General features: G+C 57.3%; 21 protein-coding genes. 13 read left to right on the top strand and 8 right to left on the bottom strand.

Annotated elements, in window-relative coordinates; translation table 11 throughout:
• Entirely contained in the window at positions 1 to 1,011 is a 1,011-nt protein-coding gene (gene ruvB, locus KOSB73_RS19595; RefSeq protein WP_024359878.1) for a Holliday junction branch migration DNA helicase RuvB, read from the top strand.
• A 198-nt stretch (positions 1,012 to 1,209) separates the two neighbouring features.
• On the opposite strand, the gene znuB is transcribed toward ruvB, so the two are convergent.
• Complete coding sequence (znuB, locus tag KOSB73_RS19590; RefSeq protein WP_024359877.1) at positions 1,210 to 1,995, bottom strand: zinc ABC transporter permease subunit ZnuB; 786 nt, start codon at positions 1,993 to 1,995, stop codon at positions 1,210 to 1,212.
• A complete protein-coding gene (gene znuC, locus KOSB73_RS19585) occupies positions 1,995 to 2,747 on the bottom strand; it encodes a zinc ABC transporter ATP-binding protein ZnuC (RefSeq protein ID WP_024359876.1) in 753 nt (250 codons plus the stop codon). Before znuC ends, znuB begins: the two co-directional genes overlap by 1 nt.
• A 78-nt stretch (positions 2,748 to 2,825) precedes the next feature.
• On the opposite strand from znuC, the gene znuA reads away from it, so the two are divergent.
• From znuA to lpxM, 3 genes are all read left to right on the top strand, one after another.
• On the top strand, positions 2,826 to 3,770 hold the full coding sequence (znuA, locus tag KOSB73_RS19580) for a zinc ABC transporter substrate-binding protein ZnuA (protein ID WP_004122058.1): 945 nt from the start codon (positions 2,826 to 2,828) through the stop codon (positions 3,768 to 3,770).
• A gap of 15 nt (positions 3,771 to 3,785) precedes the next feature.
• Entirely contained in the window at positions 3,786 to 5,108 is a 1,323-nt protein-coding gene (mepM, locus tag KOSB73_RS19575) for a murein DD-endopeptidase MepM (protein ID WP_004134807.1), read from the top strand.
• 117 nt (positions 5,109 to 5,225) lie between these two features.
• Positions 5,226 to 6,200: a lauroyl-Kdo(2)-lipid IV(A) myristoyltransferase gene (gene lpxM / locus KOSB73_RS19570; RefSeq protein ID WP_024359874.1), complete on the top strand. Its 975-nt coding sequence runs from the start codon at positions 5,226 to 5,228 to the stop codon at positions 6,198 to 6,200.
• Between the two features lie 65 nt (positions 6,201 to 6,265).
• Here the strand turns inward: lpxM and pyk are convergent, their stop codons facing one another.
• On the bottom strand, positions 6,266 to 7,708 hold the full coding sequence (gene pyk / locus KOSB73_RS19565; RefSeq protein ID WP_004122043.1) for a pyruvate kinase: 1,443 nt from the start codon (positions 7,706 to 7,708) through the stop codon (positions 6,266 to 6,268).
• A gap of 125 nt (positions 7,709 to 7,833) precedes the next feature.
• The gene (locus KOSB73_RS19560) at positions 7,834 to 8,739 is read right to left on the bottom strand and encodes a MurR/RpiR family transcriptional regulator (protein WP_162685358.1); all 906 of its coding nucleotides are present in this window, start codon (positions 8,737 to 8,739) and stop codon (positions 7,834 to 7,836) included.
• A 319-nt stretch (positions 8,740 to 9,058) separates the two neighbouring features.
• Between KOSB73_RS19560 and zwf the strand changes: the two genes are divergently transcribed.
• The 3 genes from zwf to KOSB73_RS19545 all read left to right on the top strand — a co-directional run bounded on the left by zwf (position 9,059) and on the right by KOSB73_RS19545 (position 13,245).
• Positions 9,059 to 10,534, top strand: a complete 1,476-nt coding sequence (gene zwf, locus KOSB73_RS19555; protein ID WP_004122041.1) for a glucose-6-phosphate dehydrogenase — start codon at positions 9,059 to 9,061, stop codon at positions 10,532 to 10,534.
• 220 nt (positions 10,535 to 10,754) lie between these two features.
• Entirely contained in the window at positions 10,755 to 12,566 is a 1,812-nt protein-coding gene (edd, locus tag KOSB73_RS19550) for a phosphogluconate dehydratase (RefSeq protein WP_049103511.1), read from the top strand.
• Positions 12,567 to 12,603: 37 nt separating this feature from the next.
• Positions 12,604 to 13,245, top strand: a complete 642-nt coding sequence (locus KOSB73_RS19545) for a bifunctional 4-hydroxy-2-oxoglutarate aldolase/2-dehydro-3-deoxy-phosphogluconate aldolase (RefSeq protein WP_004103368.1) — start codon at positions 12,604 to 12,606, stop codon at positions 13,243 to 13,245.
• A gap of 45 nt (positions 13,246 to 13,290) precedes the next feature.
• Here the strand turns inward: KOSB73_RS19545 and purT are convergent, their stop codons facing one another.
• Complete coding sequence (gene purT, locus KOSB73_RS19540; RefSeq protein WP_049085563.1) at positions 13,291 to 14,469, bottom strand: formate-dependent phosphoribosylglycinamide formyltransferase; 1,179 nt, start codon at positions 14,467 to 14,469, stop codon at positions 13,291 to 13,293.
• Between the two features lie 135 nt (positions 14,470 to 14,604).
• Here purT and KOSB73_RS19535 point away from each other — a divergent pair, with 135 nt between their 5' ends.
• The 3 genes from KOSB73_RS19535 to ptrB all read left to right on the top strand — a co-directional run bounded on the left by KOSB73_RS19535 (position 14,605) and on the right by ptrB (position 17,986).
• On the top strand, positions 14,605 to 14,967 hold the full coding sequence (locus KOSB73_RS19535) for a YebG family protein (protein WP_004134813.1): 363 nt from the start codon (positions 14,605 to 14,607) through the stop codon (positions 14,965 to 14,967).
• Positions 14,968 to 15,111: 144 nt separating this feature from the next.
• Positions 15,112 to 15,792, top strand: a complete 681-nt coding sequence (locus KOSB73_RS19530) for a tellurite resistance TerB family protein (protein WP_049085564.1) — start codon at positions 15,112 to 15,114, stop codon at positions 15,790 to 15,792.
• Between the two features lie 133 nt (positions 15,793 to 15,925).
• A complete protein-coding gene (ptrB, locus tag KOSB73_RS19525; protein WP_098140855.1) occupies positions 15,926 to 17,986 on the top strand; it encodes an oligopeptidase B in 2,061 nt (686 codons plus the stop codon).
• A gap of 6 nt (positions 17,987 to 17,992) precedes the next feature.
• On the opposite strand, the gene exoX is transcribed toward ptrB, so the two are convergent.
• Positions 17,993 to 18,652, bottom strand: a complete 660-nt coding sequence (gene exoX / locus KOSB73_RS19520; RefSeq protein ID WP_004134816.1) for an exodeoxyribonuclease X — start codon at positions 18,650 to 18,652, stop codon at positions 17,993 to 17,995.
• 78 nt (positions 18,653 to 18,730) lie between these two features.
• Positions 18,731 to 18,961, bottom strand: a complete 231-nt coding sequence (locus KOSB73_RS19515; protein WP_004103351.1) for a DNA polymerase III subunit theta — start codon at positions 18,959 to 18,961, stop codon at positions 18,731 to 18,733.
• Between the two features lie 135 nt (positions 18,962 to 19,096).
• Here KOSB73_RS19515 and yobA point away from each other — a divergent pair, with 135 nt between their 5' ends.
• Genes yobA through KOSB73_RS19500 form a run of 3 tightly spaced genes read left to right on the top strand, consistent with a single transcriptional unit; the run spans position 19,097 to position 20,700 of the window.
• Positions 19,097 to 19,471 (top strand): CopC domain-containing protein YobA, encoded by a 375-nt coding sequence (gene yobA, locus KOSB73_RS19510; protein WP_049085566.1) that lies wholly within the window; start codon positions 19,097 to 19,099, stop codon positions 19,469 to 19,471.
• A 4-nt stretch (positions 19,472 to 19,475) separates the two neighbouring features.
• On the top strand, positions 19,476 to 20,345 hold the full coding sequence (gene copD / locus KOSB73_RS19505) for a copper homeostasis membrane protein CopD (RefSeq protein ID WP_004134819.1): 870 nt from the start codon (positions 19,476 to 19,478) through the stop codon (positions 20,343 to 20,345).
• 16 nt (positions 20,346 to 20,361) lie between these two features.
• A complete protein-coding gene (locus KOSB73_RS19500) occupies positions 20,362 to 20,700 on the top strand; it encodes a YebY family protein (protein ID WP_004103344.1) in 339 nt (112 codons plus the stop codon).
• A gap of 384 nt (positions 20,701 to 21,084) precedes the next feature.
• On the opposite strand, the gene KOSB73_RS19495 is transcribed toward KOSB73_RS19500, so the two are convergent.
• Positions 21,085 to 22,044: a Csu type fimbrial protein gene (locus KOSB73_RS19495; RefSeq protein ID WP_049085573.1), complete on the bottom strand. Its 960-nt coding sequence runs from the start codon at positions 22,042 to 22,044 to the stop codon at positions 21,085 to 21,087.
• Positions 22,045 to 22,047 lie beyond the last annotated feature (3 nt).

Raw genomic sequence — 22,047 nt, 5'->3', positions numbered from 1 at the left:
ATGATTGAAGCAGACAGGCTGGTATCGGCGGACAGCAGCGGTTTTGAAGAGGCAGCCGATCGCGCCATTCGCCCTAAATTGCTGCAAGAGTACGTGGGCCAGCCGCACGTCCGTTCGCAGATGGAAATTTTTATCCAGGCGGCGAAGCTGCGCGGCGACGCGCTCGATCACCTGCTGATTTTTGGCCCGCCGGGGCTGGGGAAAACCACCCTGGCAAACATCGTCGCCAACGAGATGGGTGTCAACCTGCGCACCACCTCCGGCCCGGTGCTGGAAAAGGCGGGCGATCTGGCGGCGATGTTGACCAATCTTGAACCCCACGACGTTCTGTTTATCGACGAGATCCACCGTCTGTCACCGGTTGTTGAAGAAGTTCTCTATCCGGCAATGGAAGATTATCAGCTGGATATCATGATTGGCGAAGGGCCCGCGGCGCGTTCGATAAAAATCGATCTGCCGCCGTTTACCCTGATTGGCGCGACAACTCGCGCAGGTTCATTGACTTCGCCGCTGCGCGACCGTTTTGGCATCGTTCAGCGCCTGGAGTTCTATCAGATCCCGGACCTGCAGCATATTGTCAGCCGCAGCGCCCGCTATATGGGGCTGGAGATGAGCGAAGAGGGGGCTCTGGAGGTCGCGCGTCGCGCGCGCGGCACGCCGCGAATCGCCAACCGCCTGCTGCGCCGGGTGCGCGATTTTGCCGAGGTTCGCTACGACGGGCGTATCTCTGAGGATATTGCCGCTCAGGCGCTGGATATGCTCAACGTGGATGCGGAAGGCTTCGATTATATGGACCGTAAGCTGCTGCTGGCGGTCATCGATAAATTCTTTGGCGGGCCGGTCGGGCTGGATAACCTGGCGGCGGCCATCGGCGAAGAGCGGGAAACGATTGAAGATGTGCTCGAGCCGTATCTGATCCAGCAGGGCTTTTTACAGCGTACTCCGCGCGGGCGAATGGCGACGGTGCGGGCCTGGACCCACTTCGGCATTACGCCGCCGGAAATGCCTTAATCGTTGTCCGGCGATAAAACAGCAGACCGCAGGGGCCGGTACCCCGGCCAAGCGGAGCGCAAGCCGGGAAAATAGCTGAGTGGTTGATGTCCCGGCTTGCGGCGTGAACGCCTTCGCCGGGCTACAACGTCCGCAGACGGCGGTGATCCCATCGCAATCTGCCGAGTTTTGACGGCGGCTGACGCGGGCGCATAAGCGTCAGGCGGCCGCTTTCTTGCTCATGCTGATAATAAACAGCAGCGCGGCGCACAGCACCACGGAAGGCCCCGCTGGCGTGTCGTAGAACGCCGAGAAGGTCAAACCGCCGGTCACCGCAATCATCCCAACGCCAACCGCCACTCCCGCCATTTGCTCTGGCGTACGGGCAAAGCGACGGGCCGTTGCGGCGGGAATGATCAGCAGCGATGTGATAATCAGCGCTCCGACGAACTTCATCGCCACGCCGATGGTCAGCGCGGTGACCAGCATCAGAAGCAGTTTCACCCGCTGGAGCTTAACGCCGTCAACAAACGCCAGATCCGGACTGATGGTCATCGACAGCAGGTTGCGCCACTGCCAGAGCAGGATCGCCAGCACGATAACCACGCCAATAGCGATAGATATCAAATCTTCCGGCGTCACCGCCAGCAGATCGCCAAACAGATAGGCCATCAGGTCGACGCGCACGTTTGACATCAGGCTGACCACCACCAGGCCCAGAGACAGCGCGCTGTGGGCCATGATGCCGAGTAGCGTATCTACCGCCAGATGGGGGCGTTTTTCCAGCCATACCAGCCCGCCCGCCAGCAGCAGCGTCACCGCGATGACCGCATAGAACGGATTGACGTTGAGCAGTAAACCAAAAGCGACGCCGAGCAGAGATGCGTGGGCCAGGGTATCACCGAAGTAGGACATCCGGCGCCAGACGACAAACGATCCCAGCGGACCCGCCGCACAGGCGAGCATCATTCCGGCCAGCCAGCCGGGGAGCAGTAATTCAATCATTAACGGTCATTTCCCCGACGCAGTACAATCCGCCCCTGCAGGTCGTGGCGGTGATTATGATGATGGCGATAAATACCCAGTTGTTCCGCGCCGCGCTGGCCGAACATCGAGATAAATTCCGGATGCATAGAAACCACTTCCGGCGCGCCAGAGCAGCAAATATGCTGATTGAGACACAGCACTTCGTCGGTTTTGGCCATCACAAGGTGCAGGTCATGAGAAACCATCAGCACGGCGCAATTAAGCTCCTGGCGCAGCTGGTTAATCAGATCGTAAAGCGCCACCTGGCCGTTGACGTCAACGCCCTGCGTTGGCTCGTCGAGCACCAGCAGCTGCGGCTGATTGAGCAGCGCCCGCGCCAGAAGTACCCGCTGGGTCTCGCCGCCGGAAAGCTTCTGCATGGGGGCGTCGATCAGATGTCCGGCCTGTACGCGCTTCAGCGCCGGTAAAATATCGCGCTTGTGGGTTCCCGGACGTAAAAGCATAAAGCGGCTTACGGTCAGCGGCATCGTGGCATCAAGGTGCAGCTTTTGCGGGACATAGCCGATCCGCAGATGTCCCTCGCGTTTGATAACCCCTTCCGTAGGTGCTACCAGCCCAAGAACGACTCTGACAAGGGTTGATTTACCGGCGCCGTTGGGGCCCAGTAGGGTTAAAATTTTGCCCGGCTTTAGCGTTAGCGAAATGTCAGACAGCACGCGCCTTTGGCCATACACGACCGCGACGTTTTCCAGCGTTACAAGATTTGTCATATCAAATTAGAGGTTGCACAAGCTAGTGAATGTTATAATATCACATCTTTCTCATTCATTACGATGATTAGACGCATTATGTTACATAAAAATACGCTTCTTTGCGCTGGACTTAGCGCCGCTTTTTTGTTCGCACATGCACCGCTGGCAAGCGCCGCGGTTGTCACCTCCCTTAAACCGCTTGGCTTTATCGCATCAGCTATTGCTGATGGGGTAACGGAGACCCAGGTACTGCTGCCAGACGGGGCGTCGGAGCACGATTATTCACTGCGCCCGTCGGATGCAAAACGCTTACAGAACGCAGACTTAGTCGTCTGGATTGGTCCGGAGATGGAGGCGTTTATGGATAAGTCAACGCAAAGCATTGCGCCGAACAAAAAGGTGACGATTGCCGAGCTTGACGGCGTGAAACCGTTACTCATGAAAGGCACCGACGACGACGATGACCACCACGGTCACGATCATGGCGCCGGGGAAAATAGTGACGACGATCACCATCACGGCATCTATAACATGCATCTATGGCTTTCCCCAGAGATAGCGCGCCTTTCGGCGGTTGCAATCCACGATAAATTATTGGAACTTATGCCGCAGAGTCGAGCCAAACTTGACGCCAACCTGAAGGATTTTGAGGCAAAATTAGCCGCAACCGACAAGCAGGTTGGGACCGAGCTGGCACCGCTGAAAGGGAAGGGATATTTCGTTTTTCATGACGCCTACGGCTACTTTGAAAAACACTACGGTTTGACCTCTTTAGGTCATTTTACTGTCAACCCTGAAATCCAGCCTGGTGCGCAGCGTTTACACGAAATCAGAACACAGCTGGTTGAGCAAAAAGCAACTTGCGTTTTTGCTGAGCCACAGTTCAGGCCAGCGGTTATAGAAGCTGTTGCCAGGGGAACGTCCGTGCGCATGGGAACCCTGGATCCACTTGGAATCGGAATTAAGCTGGGTAAAGAGAGTTATCCGCAATTCCTGAGCCAGATGGCGAATCAGTATTCAAGCTGCCTGAAAGGAGAATAACGAGGAAGTGAATACGTGCAACAGATAGCCCGCGCTGTCACTCAGGCATTTAACAATCTGCCACGACCTCACCGCGTTATGCTGGGGTCGCTTAGCGTTCTTACCTTAGCGGTCGCCGTCTGGCGACCCTACATCTACCACCATCCCGAAACGGCCCCCATCTCCAGAACCATCGAGCTGGAACAAAGCGAAATTCGTTCTCTGCTGCCAGAAGCCTCGGAACCTATCGATCAGGCGCCTCAGGAAGAGGAGGCCATCCCTCAGGATGAGCTGGATGATAAAGCGGACAGCGATTCCGGCGGCCATGAATATGTGGTCTCGACCGGCGATACGCTTAGCAGCATTCTTAATCAGTACGGTATTGATATGGGCGATATCGCCCGGCTCTCTTCGGTAGATAAAGAGCTGCGTAATCTGAAAATAGGCCAACAGCTCTCCTGGACGCTGACGGCGGATGGCGATTTGCAAAGCCTGACCTGGGAGATGTCACGCCGCGAAACCCGTACCTATGACCGGGTTGCTAACGGTTTCAAAATGAGCAGCGAGCTGCAAAAAGGCGACTGGGTCAACAGCGTACTGAAAGGTACCGTGGGCGGCAGCTTCGTCGCCAGCGCTCGTGACGCCGGCCTGACCAGTACCGAAATCAGCGCGGTAATCAAAGCTATGCAGTGGCAGATGGACTTCCGTAAGCTGAAAAAAGGCGATGAGTTTTCCGTACTGATGTCGCGTGAAATGCTCGACGGTAAGCGCGAGCAAAGCCAGCTGCTTGGCGTTCGCCTGCGCTCGGATGGCAAAGACTACTACGCGATCCGCGCCGAGGATGGCAAATTCTACGATCGCAACGGTACCGGCCTGGCGAAGGGTTTCCTGCGCTTCCCGACCGCACGTCAGTTCCGCGTCTCTTCGAACTTTAACCCGCGTCGTCTGAACCCGGTGACCGGCCGCGTCGCCCCGCATCGCGGCGTCGATTTTGCGATGCCGCAGGGCACGCCGGTGCTGTCGGTAGGGGATGGCGAAGTGGTGGTGGCTAAACGTAGCGGTGCGGCCGGTTATTACGTCGCCGTCCGCCATGGCCGCACCTATACCACCCGCTATATGCACCTGCGTAAGCTGCTGGTCAAACCCGGGCAGAAGGTCAAACGCGGCGATCGCATTGCGCTGTCGGGCAACACCGGCCGCTCTACCGGCCCGCATCTGCATTATGAAGTGTGGATTAACCAGCAGGCGGTCAACCCGCTGACGGCGAAACTGCCGCGTACGGAAGGGCTCAGCGGTTCCGACCGTACCGATTATCTGGCGCAGGCAAAACAGGTTATTCCGCAGCTGCGGTTTGACTAACCTTCCATCAGTTAAAGCCGGCGCCAGCTGTGCGCCGGCTTTTTCTTTTGTACGTTACTCAACGTATCGCTAAACTAACTCATTATCTTTATTGAGCGGAACGTCTGCGGATTGGGCATGGAAACGAAAAAAAATAATATTGAATTTATTCCAAAATTTGAAAAATCCTTTTTATTGCCGCGCTACTGGGGCGCGTGGTTAGGGGTTTTTGCCTTCGCCGGTATCGCTCTGACGCCAGCGTCTTTCCGCGATCCTATTCTCGGCAAACTGGGGCGTTTTGTGGGCCGCCTGGCAAAGAGTTCGCGCCGTCGCGCGCAGATTAACCTGCTGTACTGTTTCCCGGAAAAGAGTGAGCAGGAACGAGAAGACATTATTGATGCCATGTACGCTTCCGCGCCGCAGGCGATGGTCATGATGGCGGAACTAGGCCTGCGCGACCCGCAGCGCATTCTTTCCCGCGTCGACTGGCAGGGCAAAGAGATCATCGATGAGATGCAGAGGAACAACGAGAAAGTGATCTTTCTGGTTCCTCATGCCTGGGGAGTGGACATTCCGGCGATGCTGATGGCGTCCGGCGGGCAAAAAATGGCGGCGATGTTCCATAATCAGGGCAACCCGGTCTTTGATTACGTCTGGAATACCGTCCGCCGACGTTTCGGCGGACGTATGCACGCGCGCAACGACGGGATCAAACCGTTTATTCAGTCGGTGCGTCAGGGCTACTGGGGCTACTATCTGCCGGATCAGGATCACGGCGCCGAGCACAGCGAATTCGTTGATTTCTTCGCCACCTATAAAGCGACGCTGCCGGCGATCGGCCGTTTAATGAAAGTGTGCCGTGCCCGCGTCGTACCGCTATTCCCGGTCTATGATGGCGAAACGCATCGTCTGACGGTGCTGGTGCGCCCGCCGATGGACGATCTGCTGGAGGCGGACGATACCACTATCGCCCGGCGGATGAACGAAGAAGTGGAAGTGTTCGTGAAGCCGCATACCGAGCAGTACACCTGGATCCTCAAATTGCTGAAAACGCGCAAGCCGGGTGAAATCGAGCCGTATAAGCGTAAAGAGCTGTACCCGCGAAAGAAATAATCGGTGTCAGCGGCGAAAAAAAACCTGCCAGCATTTGCCGGCAGGTTTTTTTATGGCGGAGAAAATTACTCGACGGTCAGAATACGGGTGGTGTTGGTGCTACCGATGGTGCTCATGACATCGCCCTGAGTGACGATAACCAGGTCGCCGGTCACCAGATAGCCTTTGTCACGCAGCAGCGTTACCGCGTCGTGCGCAGCGGCTACGCCATCATTGACGCTATCGAAATGAACCGGCGTCACGCCGCGATACAGCGCAGTCAGGTTCAGCGTGCGCTCGTGGCGAGACAAGGCGAAAATCGGCAGGCCGGAGCTGATGCGCGAAGTCATCAGCGCGGTGCGGCCGGATTCGGTCATGGTAATGATCGCGGTGACGCCCTTGAGGTGGTTCGCCGCGTACATGGCCGACATAGCAATGGCTTCTTCCACGTTATCGAACTGAATGTCCAGACGGTGCTTGGAGACGTTGAGGCTAGGGATTTTTTCCGCACCGAGGCAGACGCGCGCCATCGCGGCAACGGTTTCAGACGGATACTGACCAGCGGCGGTTTCGGCCGACAGCATCACGGCGTCGGTTCCATCCAGCACGGCGTTCGCCACGTCCATGACTTCAGCGCGGGTTGGCATCGGGTTGGTGATCATCGACTCCATCATCTGCGTCGCGGTGATGACCGAGCGGTTCAGCTGACGGGCGCGGCGGATCAGCGCCTTCTGGATGCCGACCAGCTCCGGATCGCCGATTTCTACGCCGAGGTCGCCGCGGGCCACCATAACAACGTCGGAGGCGAGGATCACATCATCCATCGCGTCCTGATCGCATACCGCCTCGGCACGCTCGACCTTGGCGACGATTTTGGCATCGCAGCCGGCATCGCGCGCCAGGCGACGGGCGTAGTTCAGATCTTCGCCGCAGCGCGGGAAGGAGACGGCCAGATAGTCGACGCCAATTTTGGCGGCGGTGACGATGTCCGCTTTGTCTTTTTCCGTCAGCGCTTCTGCAGAGAGGCCGCCGCCGAGTTTGTTGATACCCTTATTGTTGGACAACGGTCCGCCGACGGTGACTTCGGTGAACACCTTCATGCCCTGAACTTCGAGGACCTTCAGCTGCACGCGGCCATCGTCCAGCAGCAGGATATCGCCCGGAACCACGTCAGCCGGGAGTCCTTTATAGTCGATGCCGACTTTCTCTTTGTCGCCTTCGCCTTTACCCAGGTTCGCGTCGAGGAGGAATTTGTCACCGATATTGAGGAAAATTTTCCCTTCTTTGAAGGTGGAGACGCGGATTTTCGGCCCCTGTAGATCACCGAGAATCGCGACATGACGGCCCAGTTTTGCCGCAATCTCACGGACTTTATCCGCGCGAATCTGATGATCTTCCGCGGTGCCATGAGAGAAGTTCATACGCACCACGTTAGCGCCTGCGGCAATAACCTTCTCAAGGTTGTTATCGCGGTCGGTAGCCGGGCCTAAGGTAGTGACGATTTTGGTTCTGCGAAGCCTTCTGGACATGTAATACTCCGTTGACTGAAACATCTTTGGTGTTGCGTGAACATGGATTCGGTAGCGCCGATGAGCAAAGTCGCTATACCGGAACGATACCGACGGTGTAATAGGATAGTGCTTTGTTTCTACTTTTATTGGTTATTGCTGTGTACGCTGAGCTCTTTATCAAACCGCGATTCCTTGAGCGCTTCCTTGACCCTCTTCAAGTTATCTCTGAATTTTGCGCCCCGCCGCAGGGTGAAGCCGGTCGCCAGTACGTCAATCACCGTCAGCTGCGCTAAGCGGGAAACCATCGGCATATAGATATCGGTATCTTCCGGCACATCCAGGGTAATAGCCAGCGTTGCCTCACGGGAAAGCGGCGTACCGGGGGAGGTAATGGCGATCACCATCGCATCGTTTTCACGGGCCAGCTGCGCCAGCTCCACCAGGCTTTTGGTCCTGCCGGTGTGCGAGATGATCACCACTACGTCATCGTCATTACAGTTCATACAGCTCATGCGTTGCAGGACGATGTCGTCGGAATAGATCACCGGTACATTAAAGCGGAAAAACTTGTTCATTGCGTCGTGGGCGACAGCGGCCGAAGAGCCCAGGCCAAAAAAGGCGATTTTCTTCGCCTGCGTGAGCAGGTCAACCGCCCGATTAATCGCCGACATATCGAGAGAATGATGGACCTGATCTAAACTGGCCATGGCGGATTCAAATATCTTTCCCGTATAGGACTCGACGCTGTCGTCTTCATCGACGTTGCGGTTAACATAGAGGGTACCGTGCGCCAGGCTTTGGGCCAGATGCAGTTTAAAATCCGGGAAACCGCGGGTTTCCAGACTGCGGCAGAAACGGTTAACCGTGGGCTCGCTGACGCCGGCTTCCAGCGCCAGGGCGGCAATACTTGAATGGATGGCCTGTGCGGGGGTTGCAAGGATGACTTCCGCCACTTTGCGTTCAGATTTGCTAAGGTGTTCCAGCCGGGACTGGATTTTTTCCAGCATGTTCATGGGTAATCGGGCGCTCATCAATGGAAGCGATTTCATTAATGGGTGAAATCATCAGGCGTTTTAGCAAGAATATACCCCTCCGTTGTCGGAAACGGTGAGGAATGACCTTAAAATATGTTGTTTTTTTTCATTACATGATCAGAGTCGTATTTTACCAACTGAGAATCGGTCGAAACAACGAACAATATTAGCCGCATGCCCAAAATCTCAGCGCCTGTTTTCCACCCTGTGCGATTTAGCAGCGGGAACCGGCGCTGAGGGTTTCGGGAAATTCGTAAACACAGTACGATGCAGTGAAAGAAAATTACAAATATAGCCTGGCACAAGCACCAGTCTATCAACTAAGGAGAATGACATGGCGGTAACGCAAACGGCCCAGGCATGCGATCTGGTCATTTTCGGCGCGAAGGGTGACCTGGCGCGACGTAAATTGCTGCCTTCCCTGTATCAGCTCGAAAAAGCTGGTCAGATCCATCCTGACACCCGCATCATCGGCGTCGGCCGTGCCGACTGGGATAAAGACGCTTACACCAAAGTAGTGCGTGAAGCGATGGAAACCTTCATGAAGGAAAAAATCGATGAAGGTTTGTGGGAGACCCTGAGCGGGCGTCTGGATTTCTGTAACCTTGATGTCAACGATACCAAAGCGTTTACCCGCCTGGGCAAAATGCTCGATCAGAAAGAGCGGGTGACCATTAACTATTTCGCCATGCCGCCAAGCACCTTTGGCGCGATTTGCAAAGGTCTGGGCGAAGCGAAGCTGAACGCGAAACCGGCGCGCGTGGTGATGGAAAAACCGCTGGGGACTTCCCTGGAAACCTCCCGCGAGATCAACGATCGGGTAGGCGAGTTCTTTGAAGAGTGCCAGGTCTACCGCATCGACCACTATCTGGGTAAAGAGACGGTGCTGAACCTGCTGGCGCTGCGCTTTGCCAACTCCCTGTTCGTCAATAACTGGGACAGCCGCACCATCGATCACGTTGAGATCACCGTGGCGGAAGAGGTGGGCATTGAGGGCCGCTGGGGCTACTTCGACCAGGCCGGGCAGATGCGCGACATGATCCAGAACCACCTGCTGCAAATTCTGTGCATGATCGCCATGTCTCCGCCGTCTGATTTGACTGCCGATAGCATCCGCGATGAAAAAGTGAAGGTGCTGAAATCGCTGCGCCGCATTGACCGCACCAACGTGCGTGAAAAAACGGTGCGCGGCCAGTACACCGCCGGCTTCGCGCAGGGTAAAAAAGTGCCGGGCTACCTCGAAGAAGAGGGTGCCAACAAGTCCAGCCATACTGAAACCTTCGTGGCCATCCGCGTAGATATCGACAACTGGCGCTGGGCGGGCGTACCGTTCTACCTGCGTACCGGTAAGCGACTGCCGACCAAATGTTCCGAAGTCGTGGTTTACTTTAAGACGCCGGAACTGAACCTGTTCAAAGAGACCTGGCAAGAGCTGCCGCAGAATAAGCTGACCATTCGTCTGCAGCCGGATGAAGGGGTGGATATCCAGGTGCTGAACAAAGTCCCGGGACTAGACCACAAGCATAACCTGCAGATCACCAAGCTGGACCTGAGCTACTCGGAAACCTTTAATCAAACCCATCTGGCGGATGCCTACGAGCGTCTGCTGCTGGAAACGATGCGCGGTATCCAGGCGCTGTTCGTGCGTCGCGACGAAGTGGAAGAGGCGTGGAAGTGGGTCGACTCCATCACGGAAGCCTGGGCCGCCGATCGCGATTCGCCGAAACCTTACCAGGCGGGCACCTGGGGGCCAGTTGCCTCCGTGGCGATGATCACCCGCGATGGTCGTTCGTGGAACGAGTTTGAGTAATCGCCAACTCCTCCGTCAGGGTTATTTTACCGGTAACATGATCTGACGCAGCAAGTCGTGTAATTTTTAATCTTTTAAGCCCCGGAGGATTCACCCCCGGGGCTTTTTTTATTACACTGCCTACAGATATTTTGCCCCTGAGCCCCAGTACAGGTGCCTTAAGCACCGAAAAGTATCGTTAAAGCGCTGCGGCCGGACAGATAAAATTTGAGGAGCCTTTATGAATTCAGAAATGTTACGGGTAACAAATCGCATCATCGAACGCTCGCGCGATACCCGCGAAGCCTACCTCGCCCGGATTAACCAGGCCAAAACCGATACCGTTCATCGCGCCCAGCTGGCGTGCGGTAACCTGGCCCACGGCTTTGCCGCCTGCCAGGCGGATGACAAAGCCTCGCTGAAAAGCATGCTGCGCAATAACATCGCCATCATTACCTCCTACAACGATATGCTCTCCGCTCACCAGCCCTATGAGCGCTATCCGGACATTATCCGCAAAGCGCTGCACTCCGCCAACGCGGTAGGCCAGGTCGCCGGCGGCGTTCCGGCGATGTGCGATGGCGTGACGCAGGGGCAGGATGGGATGGAGCTATCGCTGCTGAGTCGCGAAGTGATTGCCATGTCCGCCGCGATTGGCCTGTCGCACAATATGTTTGACGGGGCGCTCTACCTTGGCGTCTGCGATAAAATCGTCCCCGGCCTGGCGATGGCTGCGCTATCGTTCGGCCATCTGCCGTCGATCTTTATTCCTTCCGGGCCGATGGCCAGCGGCCTGGCGAATAAAGAAAAAGTGCGCATTCGTCAGCTCTATGCGGAAGGCAAAGTGGATCGTATGGCGCTGCTGGAGTCCGAGGCCGCGTCTTACCATGCGCCTGGCACCTGTACCTTCTACGGTACCGCCAATACCAACCAGATGGTGGTTGAGTTTATGGGGATGCAGCTGCCCGGCTCGTCATTCGTGCATCCGGATGCGCCGCTGCGCGATGCGCTGACCGCCGCCGCCGCCCGTCAGGTGACCCGCCTGACCGGCAACGGTAACGAGTGGATGCCGCTGGGCAAAATGTTTGATGAAAAAGTGGTGGTCAACGGGATTGTCGCGCTGCTGGCAACCGGCGGCTCCACCAACCATACCATGCACCTGGTGGCGATGGCGCGGGCGGCAGGGATTATCATTAACTGGGATGATTTCTCCGATCTCTCAGACGTGGTGCCGCTGCTGGCGCGCCTCTACCCGAACGGCCCGGCGGATATTAACCACTTCCAGGCGGCGGGCGGCGTGCCGGTGCTGGTGCGCGAGCTGCTGAAAGGCGGCCTGCTGCATGAAGATGTCCATACCGTTGCCGGTTTCGGCCTCTCTCGCTACACCATGGAGCCCTGGCTTAATAACGGTGAACTTGACTGGCGCGAAGGGGCGGCCGCTCCGCTTGATGAAGCGGTTATCGCCACCTTTGACAAGCCGTTCTCTCGCCACGGCGGCACTAAAGTGCTGAGCGGCAATCTCGGCCGCGCGGTGATGAAAACCTCCGCCGTGCCGGTTGAGAACCAGATTATTGAAGCGCCGGCGGTGGTTTTCGAGAGCCAGCATGACGTGCTGCCCGCCTTTGAGGCGGGACTGCTCGACAAAGATTGCGTGGTTGTGGTCCGTCATCAGGGACCAAAAGCGAACGGCATGCCAGAATTACATAAACTTATGCCGCCACTTGGTGTATTATTGGACCGCCGTTTCAAAATTGCGCTGGTGACCGATGGTCGACTCTCCGGCGCATCAGGCAAAGTGCCGTCGGCTATCCACGTGACGCCCGAAGCGTACGATGGTGGTCTGCTGGCGAAGGTACGCGATGGCGACATTATTCGCGTCAACGGCCAGACGGGCGAGCTGACGCTGCGGGTCGATGACGCCGAGCTGGCCGCGCGTCAGCCGCATATTCCTGACCTGAGCGGTTCGCGCGTGGGAACCGGCCGGGAAATGTTCGGTGCGCTGCGTGAGAAACTCTCCGGAGCAGAACAGGGCGCAACCTGCATCACATTTTAAGACGATTCGATTTGTAGATCTGGCGAGAGAAAATCTGATGAAAAACTGGAAAACAACTGCAGAAGCAATCCTCACCTCCGGCCCGGTTGTACCGGTGATCGTGGTGAAAAAGCTGGAACACGCTGTGCCAATGGCGAAAGCGCTGGTTGCAGGCGGCGTACGCGTACTGGAAGTGACTCTGCGTACCGAGTGCGCGATGGACGCTATCCGCGCGATCGCCAAAGAGGTCCCGGAAGCGATTGTCGGTGCCGGTACCGTCACCAACGTTGAGCAGCTGAAAGAAGTGACCGAAGCGGGCGCGCAGTTTGCTATCAGCCCGGGCCTGACCGAATCCCTGCTGAAAGCGGCGACCGGCGAAGGCACCATCCCGCTGATCCCGGGGATCAGCACCGTATCCGAGCTGATGCTGGGTATGCAGTATGGTCTGAAAGAGTTCAAATTTTTCCCGGCGGAAGCTAACGGCGGCGTGAAAGCGCTGCAGGCGATTGGCGGCCCGTTCGCGCATATTCGCTTCTGCCCGACTGGCGGCATCTCTCCGGCGAACTATCGTGATTATCTGGCGCTGAACAGCGTGCTGTGCATCGGCGGCTCCTGGTTGGTTCCGGCGGATGCGCTGGAAGCCGGTGATTACGACCGTATCACCAAACTGGCTCGTGAAGCGGTAGAAGGCGCGAAGTAATTTTCGCGCGCTCACCAGAGGCCCGGTCCGCGACCGGGCTTTTTTTTATCCCGCAACAATGACTGCCGAAGCCGCCGCTTTGGCGCGCGTCACCGCTTCCTCAACGTTATCGGCGATCGCCAGCGTCACGCCCAGCCGACGCGAACCGTCGATTTCCGGTTTACCGAACAAACGTAACTGCAGCCCCGCGCCGACCGCGGCCTGAATATTGCTGAAGGTGACGTTCTGGCTGGTCAGCTGCGGCAGGATCACCGCAGAGGCCGCCGGGCCGTACTGGCGAATCGCGCCAATCGGCAGCCCGAGGAAGGAGCGAACGTGCAGGGCGAACTCCGATAAATCCTGCGAAATCAGCGTGACCATACCGGTGTCGTGCGGGCGCGGCGAGACTTCGCTAAAAATCACCTCGTCGCCGCAGACGAACAGTTCGACGCCGAACAGGCCGTAGCCGCCCAGCGCCAGCACCACTTGACGGGCGATTTCCTGCGCGCGTTCCAGCGCCAGCGCGCTCATCTGCTGCGGCTGCCAGGATTCACGATAGTCGCCATCCTCCTGACGGTGACCGACCGGCGCGCAGAAGTGTACGCCGTCCGCGGCGCTGACGGTGAGAAGGGTAATCTCGAAATCAAAGTTCACCACGCCTTCAACGATAACGCGTCCGGCTCCGGCGCGGCCGCCCTGCTGCGCATACTGCCAGGCGTCAGCCAGCTGCTCGCTGGAACGAATAAAGCTCTGGCCTTTACCCGATGAGCTCATTACCGGCTTGACGATGCACGGCAGGCCAATCTCGGCGACGGCTTCGCGGAAGGCGGGTTCGCTGTCGGCAAAACGGTAGGCGGAGGTGGGCAGCTTCAGCTCTTCAGCGGCCAGGCGACGGATCCCTTCGCGATTCATGGTGAGCTTTGCCGCACGGGCGGTGGGGACGACTTTCTGCCCGGTCTGCTCCAGCGCGACCAGGGTGTCGGTGGCGATAGCCTCGATTTCCGGCACGATAAAGTCAGGTTTTTCCTGTTCAATCAGCGCCTGCAGCGCTTCGCCGTGCAGCATATTGATGACGTGCGAACGGTGTGCGACCTGCATGGCCGGGGCGTCAGGGTAACGATCGACGGCGATGGTCTCAATTCCCAGGCGCTGGCATTCGATGGCCACTTCTTTACCCAGTTCGCCGGAACCCAACAGCATTACCTTTGTTGCCGCAGGGCGCAGCGCCGTACCTAATACAGTCATAACTCTCTTCCGCAGTAAAAAAACATGCGCCGCATTATAAACGAAAACGTTTGCGCATGTCTTTATGCGCGTCATTTGAGTTCGGCGGGAAAATTTGATATACTGTATAAAAATACAGTATTGAGAGGCTGCATCATGGCGGTTGAAATTAAATATGTAGTGATTCGTGAAGGTGAGGAAAAAATGTCTTTTGCCAGCAAAAAAGAGGCCGATGCTTATGACAAAATGCTCGATCTGGCGGAAGTACTGAACGACTGGCTGGTTGAATGCCCGCTAACGCTTGACGAAGAGCAGCGCGATAGCATGGCGATGTGGCTGGCCGAACGCAAAGATACCCTCAACCATATTCTGCGCTCCGGTAAGCTGCCGGAAGCCGACGGCGCCGCCGAGGCGCCAGCCGATCGCGCAGAAGCAGCAGAAGAGGGCGACAAGACCGACGACGTCGTCGAATCTGAAGCCCCGGCGCCGGCGAAGCCGCGCAAAGCGAAAGCGGCCTGAGTTACGCTGCTGCCGCCAGCGCTTCTGGCGGCAGGCTCCCGCGCTTCCCGGCGCGACATTTGCTCATCTTTAGCTGCCGATAACGTTTCCTGACGTCGCGTCGTTTAGGCTGGTGGTATCGCTTATCGCGCAACGAGGAAATGTATGGCTAACTGGCTTAATCAACTACAGTCTCTGCTGGGTCAGCAGGGGCGGTCTTCTTCATCTGACGATCAACCAAGCGGCAAAAATTTACTCCTGCCGGGCGCGCTCGGCGGGCTGGCAGGTCTGCTGGTTGCCAGTAAATCATCGCGCAAGCTGTTGGCCAAATACGGCACCGGCGCGCTGCTGGTGGGCGGCGGCGCGGTTGCGGGCAGCGTGTTGTGGAATAAATATCAGCAGAAGATGCGCGCCAGCGCGCAGCAGACATCGGCTGATGTCGCGCCCGCACAGGCGCCATCTCCTGCACCGGCCGAACTCGACGCCCGCAGCGAACGGCTGATTATGGCGCTGGTCTTCGCCGCCAAAAGCGATGGACATATCGACGACCGCGAGCGGGCAAATATTGAAGAGCAGCTGCGCGCGGCAAACGTCGACGTCCAGGGCCGGGTGTTAATTGACCGGGCGCTGGCGCAGCCCCTTGACCCGCAGAGCCTGGCCCACGGCATCAGCAGCGAGCAAGAGGCGCTTGAAGTTTACTATATTAGCTGCGCGGTCATCGATATTGACCACTTTATGGAACGCAGCTACCTCAATGCCCTCGGTGAAGCGCTGAAGCTACCGCAGGACGTGCGCGAAGAGATCGAACGGGACATACAGGCACAAAAACAGGCCATAACGGCTTAAATCCGTACGTTTCGCTTGCATCGCTGGCGACTTTTGCCACCCTTATATATTGTGTAGTCACGTTACCCTTCAGGCTGCTTTGAGGCAGCCTGAAAATTTTACTACCCAATACAAGCCGCAGAAGAATAAGCAGATGCCACCAAAAGCGAAACGGATCCCCCATGCCATGACCTTACATGGCGACACGCGAATCGATAATTACTACTGGCTACGCGACGACGATCGCTCGCAGCCGGAAGTGCTTGATTATCTGCGCCAGGAAAATGAGTACGGCAAAAAAGTGATGTCTTCGCAAAGTAGCCTGCAGGATAGGGTGCTTAAGGAGATTATCGACCGTATTCCACAGCGCGAAGTGTCGGCCCCCTACAGCAAAAATGGCTATCGCTACCGTCAGGTCTATGAACCGGGCTGCGAGCACGCGATTTATCAACGCCAGCCGGTAGTCAAAGAGGAGTGGGATGAATGGGACGTCCTGCTTGACGGCAACCAGCGTGCGGCCGGTAGCGAATTCTATACCCTCGGCGGATTAGGCGTTTCGCCCGACAATAGCCTGATGGCGGTGGCGGAAGACTATCTCTCCCGGCGGCAGTATAGCTTGCGCTTCTTTCCCTTAAACGACGATCGGCAATTTGCGGAAGTGCTGGAGAACGTGTCGCCTGATTTTGCCTGGAGTAATGATTCGCAGACCCTATGGTACGTGCGTAAACATCCCACCACGCTGCTACCGTATCAGGTCTGGCGCCACCGTCTGGGGACGCCGGCCAGTGCGGATGTTCTGGTGTATGAAGAGCAGGACGATACTTTTTACGTCAGCGTGCACAAGACGACTTCCCAGCAGTTTGTGGTGATTTATCTGGCCAGCGCGACCACCAGCGAAGTGCTGCTGCTCAATGCGGAAATGACCGACGCCGAGCCGGTCTGTTTTCTACCGCGGCGTAAAGATCATGAATATAGCCTCGATCACTATCAGCACGCTTTTTATCTGCGCTCCAATCGCGAAGGCAAGAACTTCGGTCTTTATCGCAGCACTCTGCGCGATGAGCAGCAGTGGGAGACCCTGATCGCGCCGCGTCACGAAGTGATGCTGGAAGGTTTTACCCTGTTTACCGATTGGCTGGTGGTGGAAGAGCGCCAGCGCGGGCTAACCAGCCTGCGCCAGATCAACCGTAAGACAAGAGAGTCCCAGGGCATTGCCTTTGACGATCCGGCCTATGTGACCTGGCTTGCCTATAACCCGGAGCCGGAAACCTCGCGCCTGCGCTACGGCTACTCCTCCATGACAACCCCGGATACGCTGTTCGAGCTGGATATGAATACCGGCGAGCGGCGGGTGCTGAAACAACAGGAAGTCAAAGGATTTGATGCCAGCCACTACCGCAGCGAGCACCTGTGGATCATCGCCCGCGACGGCGTTGAAGTCCCGGTCTCGTTGGTCTACCGTGATGAACATTTCCGCAAGGGCGCCAGTCCGCTGCTGGTGTACGGCTACGGCTCCTATGGCGCCAGCATGGACGCGGATTTCAGCGCCAGCCGCCTGAGCCTGCTCGACCGCGGCTTTGTGTTCGCTATCGCCCATATTCGCGGCGGCGGCGAGCTGGGCCAGCAGTGGTACGAAGACGGCAAGTTTTTGTGCAAGAAAAATACCTTCAACGATTATCTCGACGTCTGCGATGCGCTGCTGGCGCAGGGCTACGGCGATCCGCGGTTTTGCTACGGCATGGGCGGCAGCGCCGGCGGTATGCTGATGGGCGTGGCGGTAAACCAGCGGCCGGAGCTTTTCCACGGCGTGGTGGCCCAGGTTCCCTTTGTGGATGTTCTTACGACGATGCTCGATGAGTCGATCCCGCTGACCACCGGCGAGTTTGAAGAGTGGGGGAATCCCCAGGATGAAGAATACTATCGCTATATGAAAAGCTACAGCCCGTACGACGGCGTTCAGGCACAGACGTATCCGCATCTGCTGGTCACCACGGGCCTGCATGATTCGCAGGTACAATACTGGGAGCCGGCAAAATGGGTGGCGAAACTGCGCGCGCTGAAAACCGACGATAACCTGCTGCTGTTGTGTACCGATATGGATTCCGGCCACGGCGGTAAATCCGGCCGTTTTAAAAGCTATGAGGGCGTGGCGCTGGAGTTCGCGTTTCTGATTGGCCTGGCGCAGGGGACGCTGCCGGGCCAGGCGGAGGTATAGCCCCGATTACTCCCCGAGATAGTGCTTCAGCGTCAGGCGCAGCTCGGGGCTCATGCGATCCAGGTTATTGAACAGCCAGCGCAAATAGCCAGGATCGTTTTCCGCCACTTCCGAGACCGGCTTACCGCGATATTTGCCGAAGGTAAAGGTGGAGAGCAGCGCCGGGCGGCCGGTAATGGTCGCCATCTCCTCAGGCGTCCAGCCGGAGGTGTTGATGATATCGAGCAGCAGGGCGGCGGTGATATAGCAATCATAAAGCGCCCGGTGATGATGCAGTCCCGGTGGCGTCGCGACGCTGAGCTTGCGCGATTTATACAGCCCCATATTGCTGTACTTGATGCCTGGCCACAGGCGGCGCGCCAGCTTCATCGTGCAGATCCACTCGCCCTGCATTTCCGGCAACACCCGGCGGTCAAAGCTGGCGTTATGGGCGACATACCACGGGCTGCCCATATACAGCGGCACAATCTCCTCGATCCACGGCTTATCGGCGACCATCTCTTCGGTGATACGGTGAATCGCCATCGCCTGCGGGCTGATAGGACGATCGGGGCGAACCAGGTGGCTCATGGGATTGGTAATTTGTCCGTCGATGATATCTACCGAGGCGATTTCAACAATGCCTCCCTGCAATCCGCAGGTTTCTGTATCGATTACGCGCAGCATGGCTCGCTCCAGGCCAAAGAAACCAGCGTAATGCAATGCGCAGGTCTTGCCAACTCGGATGTCCGCAGAGGACGGGAATTATTTCTGTTTCGGTTCATAGGGCAGGCGAGAGAGCGAAACGGAGGCCAGCCGATGGGCAATCAGACGCTCGCGAAACCAGCCGCGCAGGTGTTCGGGCTGCTCTCTTTCGACAAGATCGGCGACCACCGGCATATTGTAGCGCTCTTTAAAGGCGACCCCCGCCGCAGCGAGATCGACGTTCACTTTGTCCATCTCCTCCTGGGATAATTTAGCCAGGTTCTTTTCCATCGGTTTCTCCTCTGATAATGCCGCAAAAAGTACTAAGCACGCGGCAAAAAGGCAAGTCTCAGACGCTTAGCTCGACTGCGCCATTATACAGGGTTATTCTCTGTGCTACATACATAACAAAAAGGAATGACAACTATGCCAATCATCGCCGGACGCGCCCTGCGTCTGTCTCTGTTTCTCGCCGGTTGCCTGACCTCCGCAGGCGCATTTGCCCACGCCCATTTGCAACAACCGCTGCCGGCCGCCGGTAGTGAGGTGGACGCGTCACCGCAGGCGCTGACCCTGAGCTTCTCCGAAGGCATCGAAACGCAGTTTAGCGGCGTCACCCTCACCGGGCCGCAGCAGAAAGCGATCCCCCTCGGCAAACCCGTCCGCAGCGACAACAATAAGGCCCAGCTCACGGTACCCGTCGTGCAGGCGTTGACGCCGGGCGCATATACCGTTGACTGGCACGTGGTCTCCGTAGATGGCCATAAGACGAAAGGACAATATACCTTTACCGTGAAGTAAGCCGATGCTCAGTGCCGTCTATGTCAGCCTGCGCTTTATCCATTTCATCACGCTGATGGTCGCTTTCGGCTGCCTGCTTTACGGCGCGTGGTGGGCGCCAGCGGCCTTGCGCCGTCTGATGATGCAGCGCTTTTATCCGCTAATGCGCCATTTACTGTTGGCTAGCGCGCTGTCGGCGCTGCTGATGCTGATGGCGCAGGGCGGCCTGATGGGTAACGGCTGGCCTGATGTCTGGCAGCCGGCCATCTGGCAGGCGGTGGCCGGGACGCAGTTTGGCGGCGTGTGGGTATGGCAAATTTTACTCGCCTTTGTGGCGTTGGCGGTGGTCTGGCTGAAGCCCCGACGCCCGGGACGTTTACTGCTGGTGCTGTTTTGCGCCCAGTTGCTGCTGCTGGCGGGCGTCGGACATGCCGCGATGAACGATGGCTGGCTGGGGATAGTGCAGCGGACCAATCATGCGCTGCATCTGTTTTGCGTGGCCAGCTGGTTTGGCGGTCTGCTGCCGTTTATCTACTGCCTTCGCCTGGCGCACGGCCGCTGGCGGCAGGCCGCCATATGCACCATGATGCGGTTTTCGCGCTACGGGCATCTGGCGGTTGCCGGCGCCATCGCCAGCGGCGCGGTAAATGCGCTGCTGATCCAGGGCGGGTTGATTAGCGCCTCGCCCTGGGGGCGTATGCTGTTGTTCAAATGTGCGCTGGTGGCGGCAATGGTGGCAATTGCGCTGGTGAACCGGTATGTTCTGGTGCCACGCATGTCGGCAGGCGGAACGCGAGCGGAGCAGCTCATCGTGCGCACCACGCAGATAGAGATTGCGCTGGGGGCGCTGGCGCTGTTTGCCGTCAGCCTGTTTGCCACCTGGGAACCTTTCTGAATAAACTGGTTAAATCATGAAAAAAATCGTTCTGACAATGTTGTTATTGGCAAGTTCTGGCGCTGCGCTGGCGGCGCCGCAGGTGATTACCGTCAGCCGCTTTGAGGTGGGTAAGGAGAGCTGGGCGTTTAACCGTGAAGAGGTGATGCTGACCTGCCGTCCGGGCAATGCGCTGTTCGCCATCAATCCCAGCACGCTGGTGCAGTACCCGCTAAACGACATCGCCGAGCAGCAGATGAAAGACGGTAAAACTAACGCGCAGCCGATTTCCGTGATCCAGATTGACGATCCGCAGCAGCCGGGACAAAAAATGAGCCTGGCGCCCTTTATTGAGCGCGCGCAGAAGCTCTGCTGATCGCTGCCTGCATCCCGCTGTATTTACATGAAAAAAACCGCCATCCCCCGATATCGGGCGTGGCGGTTTTTTGTTGGCATCAGCAATTTTGATACGAATTATTCGTCCACTTTTGTCACGGACTGGAAAACCTGACACGGTAAACTATTCTTATAAGGCAAGGCGACTTAGCCTGCATTAATGCCAACTTTTAGCGCACGGCTCTCTCCCAAGAGCCATTTCCCTGGACCGAATACAGGAATCGTGTTCGGTCTCTTTTTATCTATTTTTCACAAATCGCAGATTCCCTTGCAAAACCCCACTCGCTTTTTTCGGGGCTTTTTTCTTATACCACAACAATAATTTCCTAAACATTTCTTTTACAAAAAATCGTCTGCTAACGTTTTAGTAGCTAACGGTCACCAGTACGGTATCGGTATAGGTTCCGGCAGGCTGGTTACTCTGGGTCGGGTTTATCTTTAGGATATAGTTTGCGGGCTGCGCGGCGCCGGAGCCGGTCACGCTGAGATTGTTATTTTCCGTCCATGCGCTGCCGTTGGGCTGGTAAAACTGATACTGCAGCCAGGCGGTAGCCTGGTTCGCGATAGGCTGGCTCATCTGCCGCCAGTCGCCGACGCTGGCGTTGGTGCTGGCGAGGTTGACGGTATAGGCCGCGTTTTTCGTGCAGCGGATGGCAAGCTGGCCGCTGTAGTTGCTAAAACCGGACGGAAGGGCGGCAGAGGCAAATTCGACGTCCGGCGCGCTGTCGATATAGCAAACATTGGTCACCTTCACCGACACATTGACCGTTGAGGTCAGGGTGCCGTTATTCGGAATACATATCTTAATGCCCAGTAGGTCGAGCCCGACGTAGCAGAACCGGTACACCCAGGTGATGGTTAACACATCGCTATAGGTACCGGCGGGGACGTTGGCTCCCGGGGTGGTTCTGAAGTAGAGCGGCATGGTGCCGTCGCTTGAGTTAAATAAACCCAGCAGTTCGAGCAGCGTTGTTCTGGACCAGCTAATTACGCCGCCGTCCTGATAGGCCGGCGAGCACGAAGCGTCAGAACAGACGCTGTAAGGGATGGCGTCGCCCGCGCCATTAAGCAAACGCGGAACGCCGTTGCTCTTGTTGGCCGACGACAGGGTGGCGCTTAATGTGTTGGTTGAGTTCAGCGCCACCAGTTCCGGGGTACAGTAAAACCCTGCGCCAGCCATCACGCCCTGAGGCGCGCTGTTGAGGGCAAAGGAATCCACCGGGCCGATAACCGGCGCGCTGGTTTTGATGCTGCAGGCGGCCAGCGCGTTGCTTGTTAGTCCAAGGAGAAAGAGCAGCGCGCAGATCGGGAGGATACTTTTCAACTT

Source organism: Klebsiella grimontii (assembly GCF_900200035.1).
Classification (GTDB): Bacteria; Pseudomonadota; Gammaproteobacteria; order Enterobacterales; family Enterobacteriaceae; genus Klebsiella; species Klebsiella grimontii.
The sequence above is the reverse complement of the archived record's forward strand: the minus strand, read 5'-3'. Positions and strand labels throughout refer to the sequence as shown.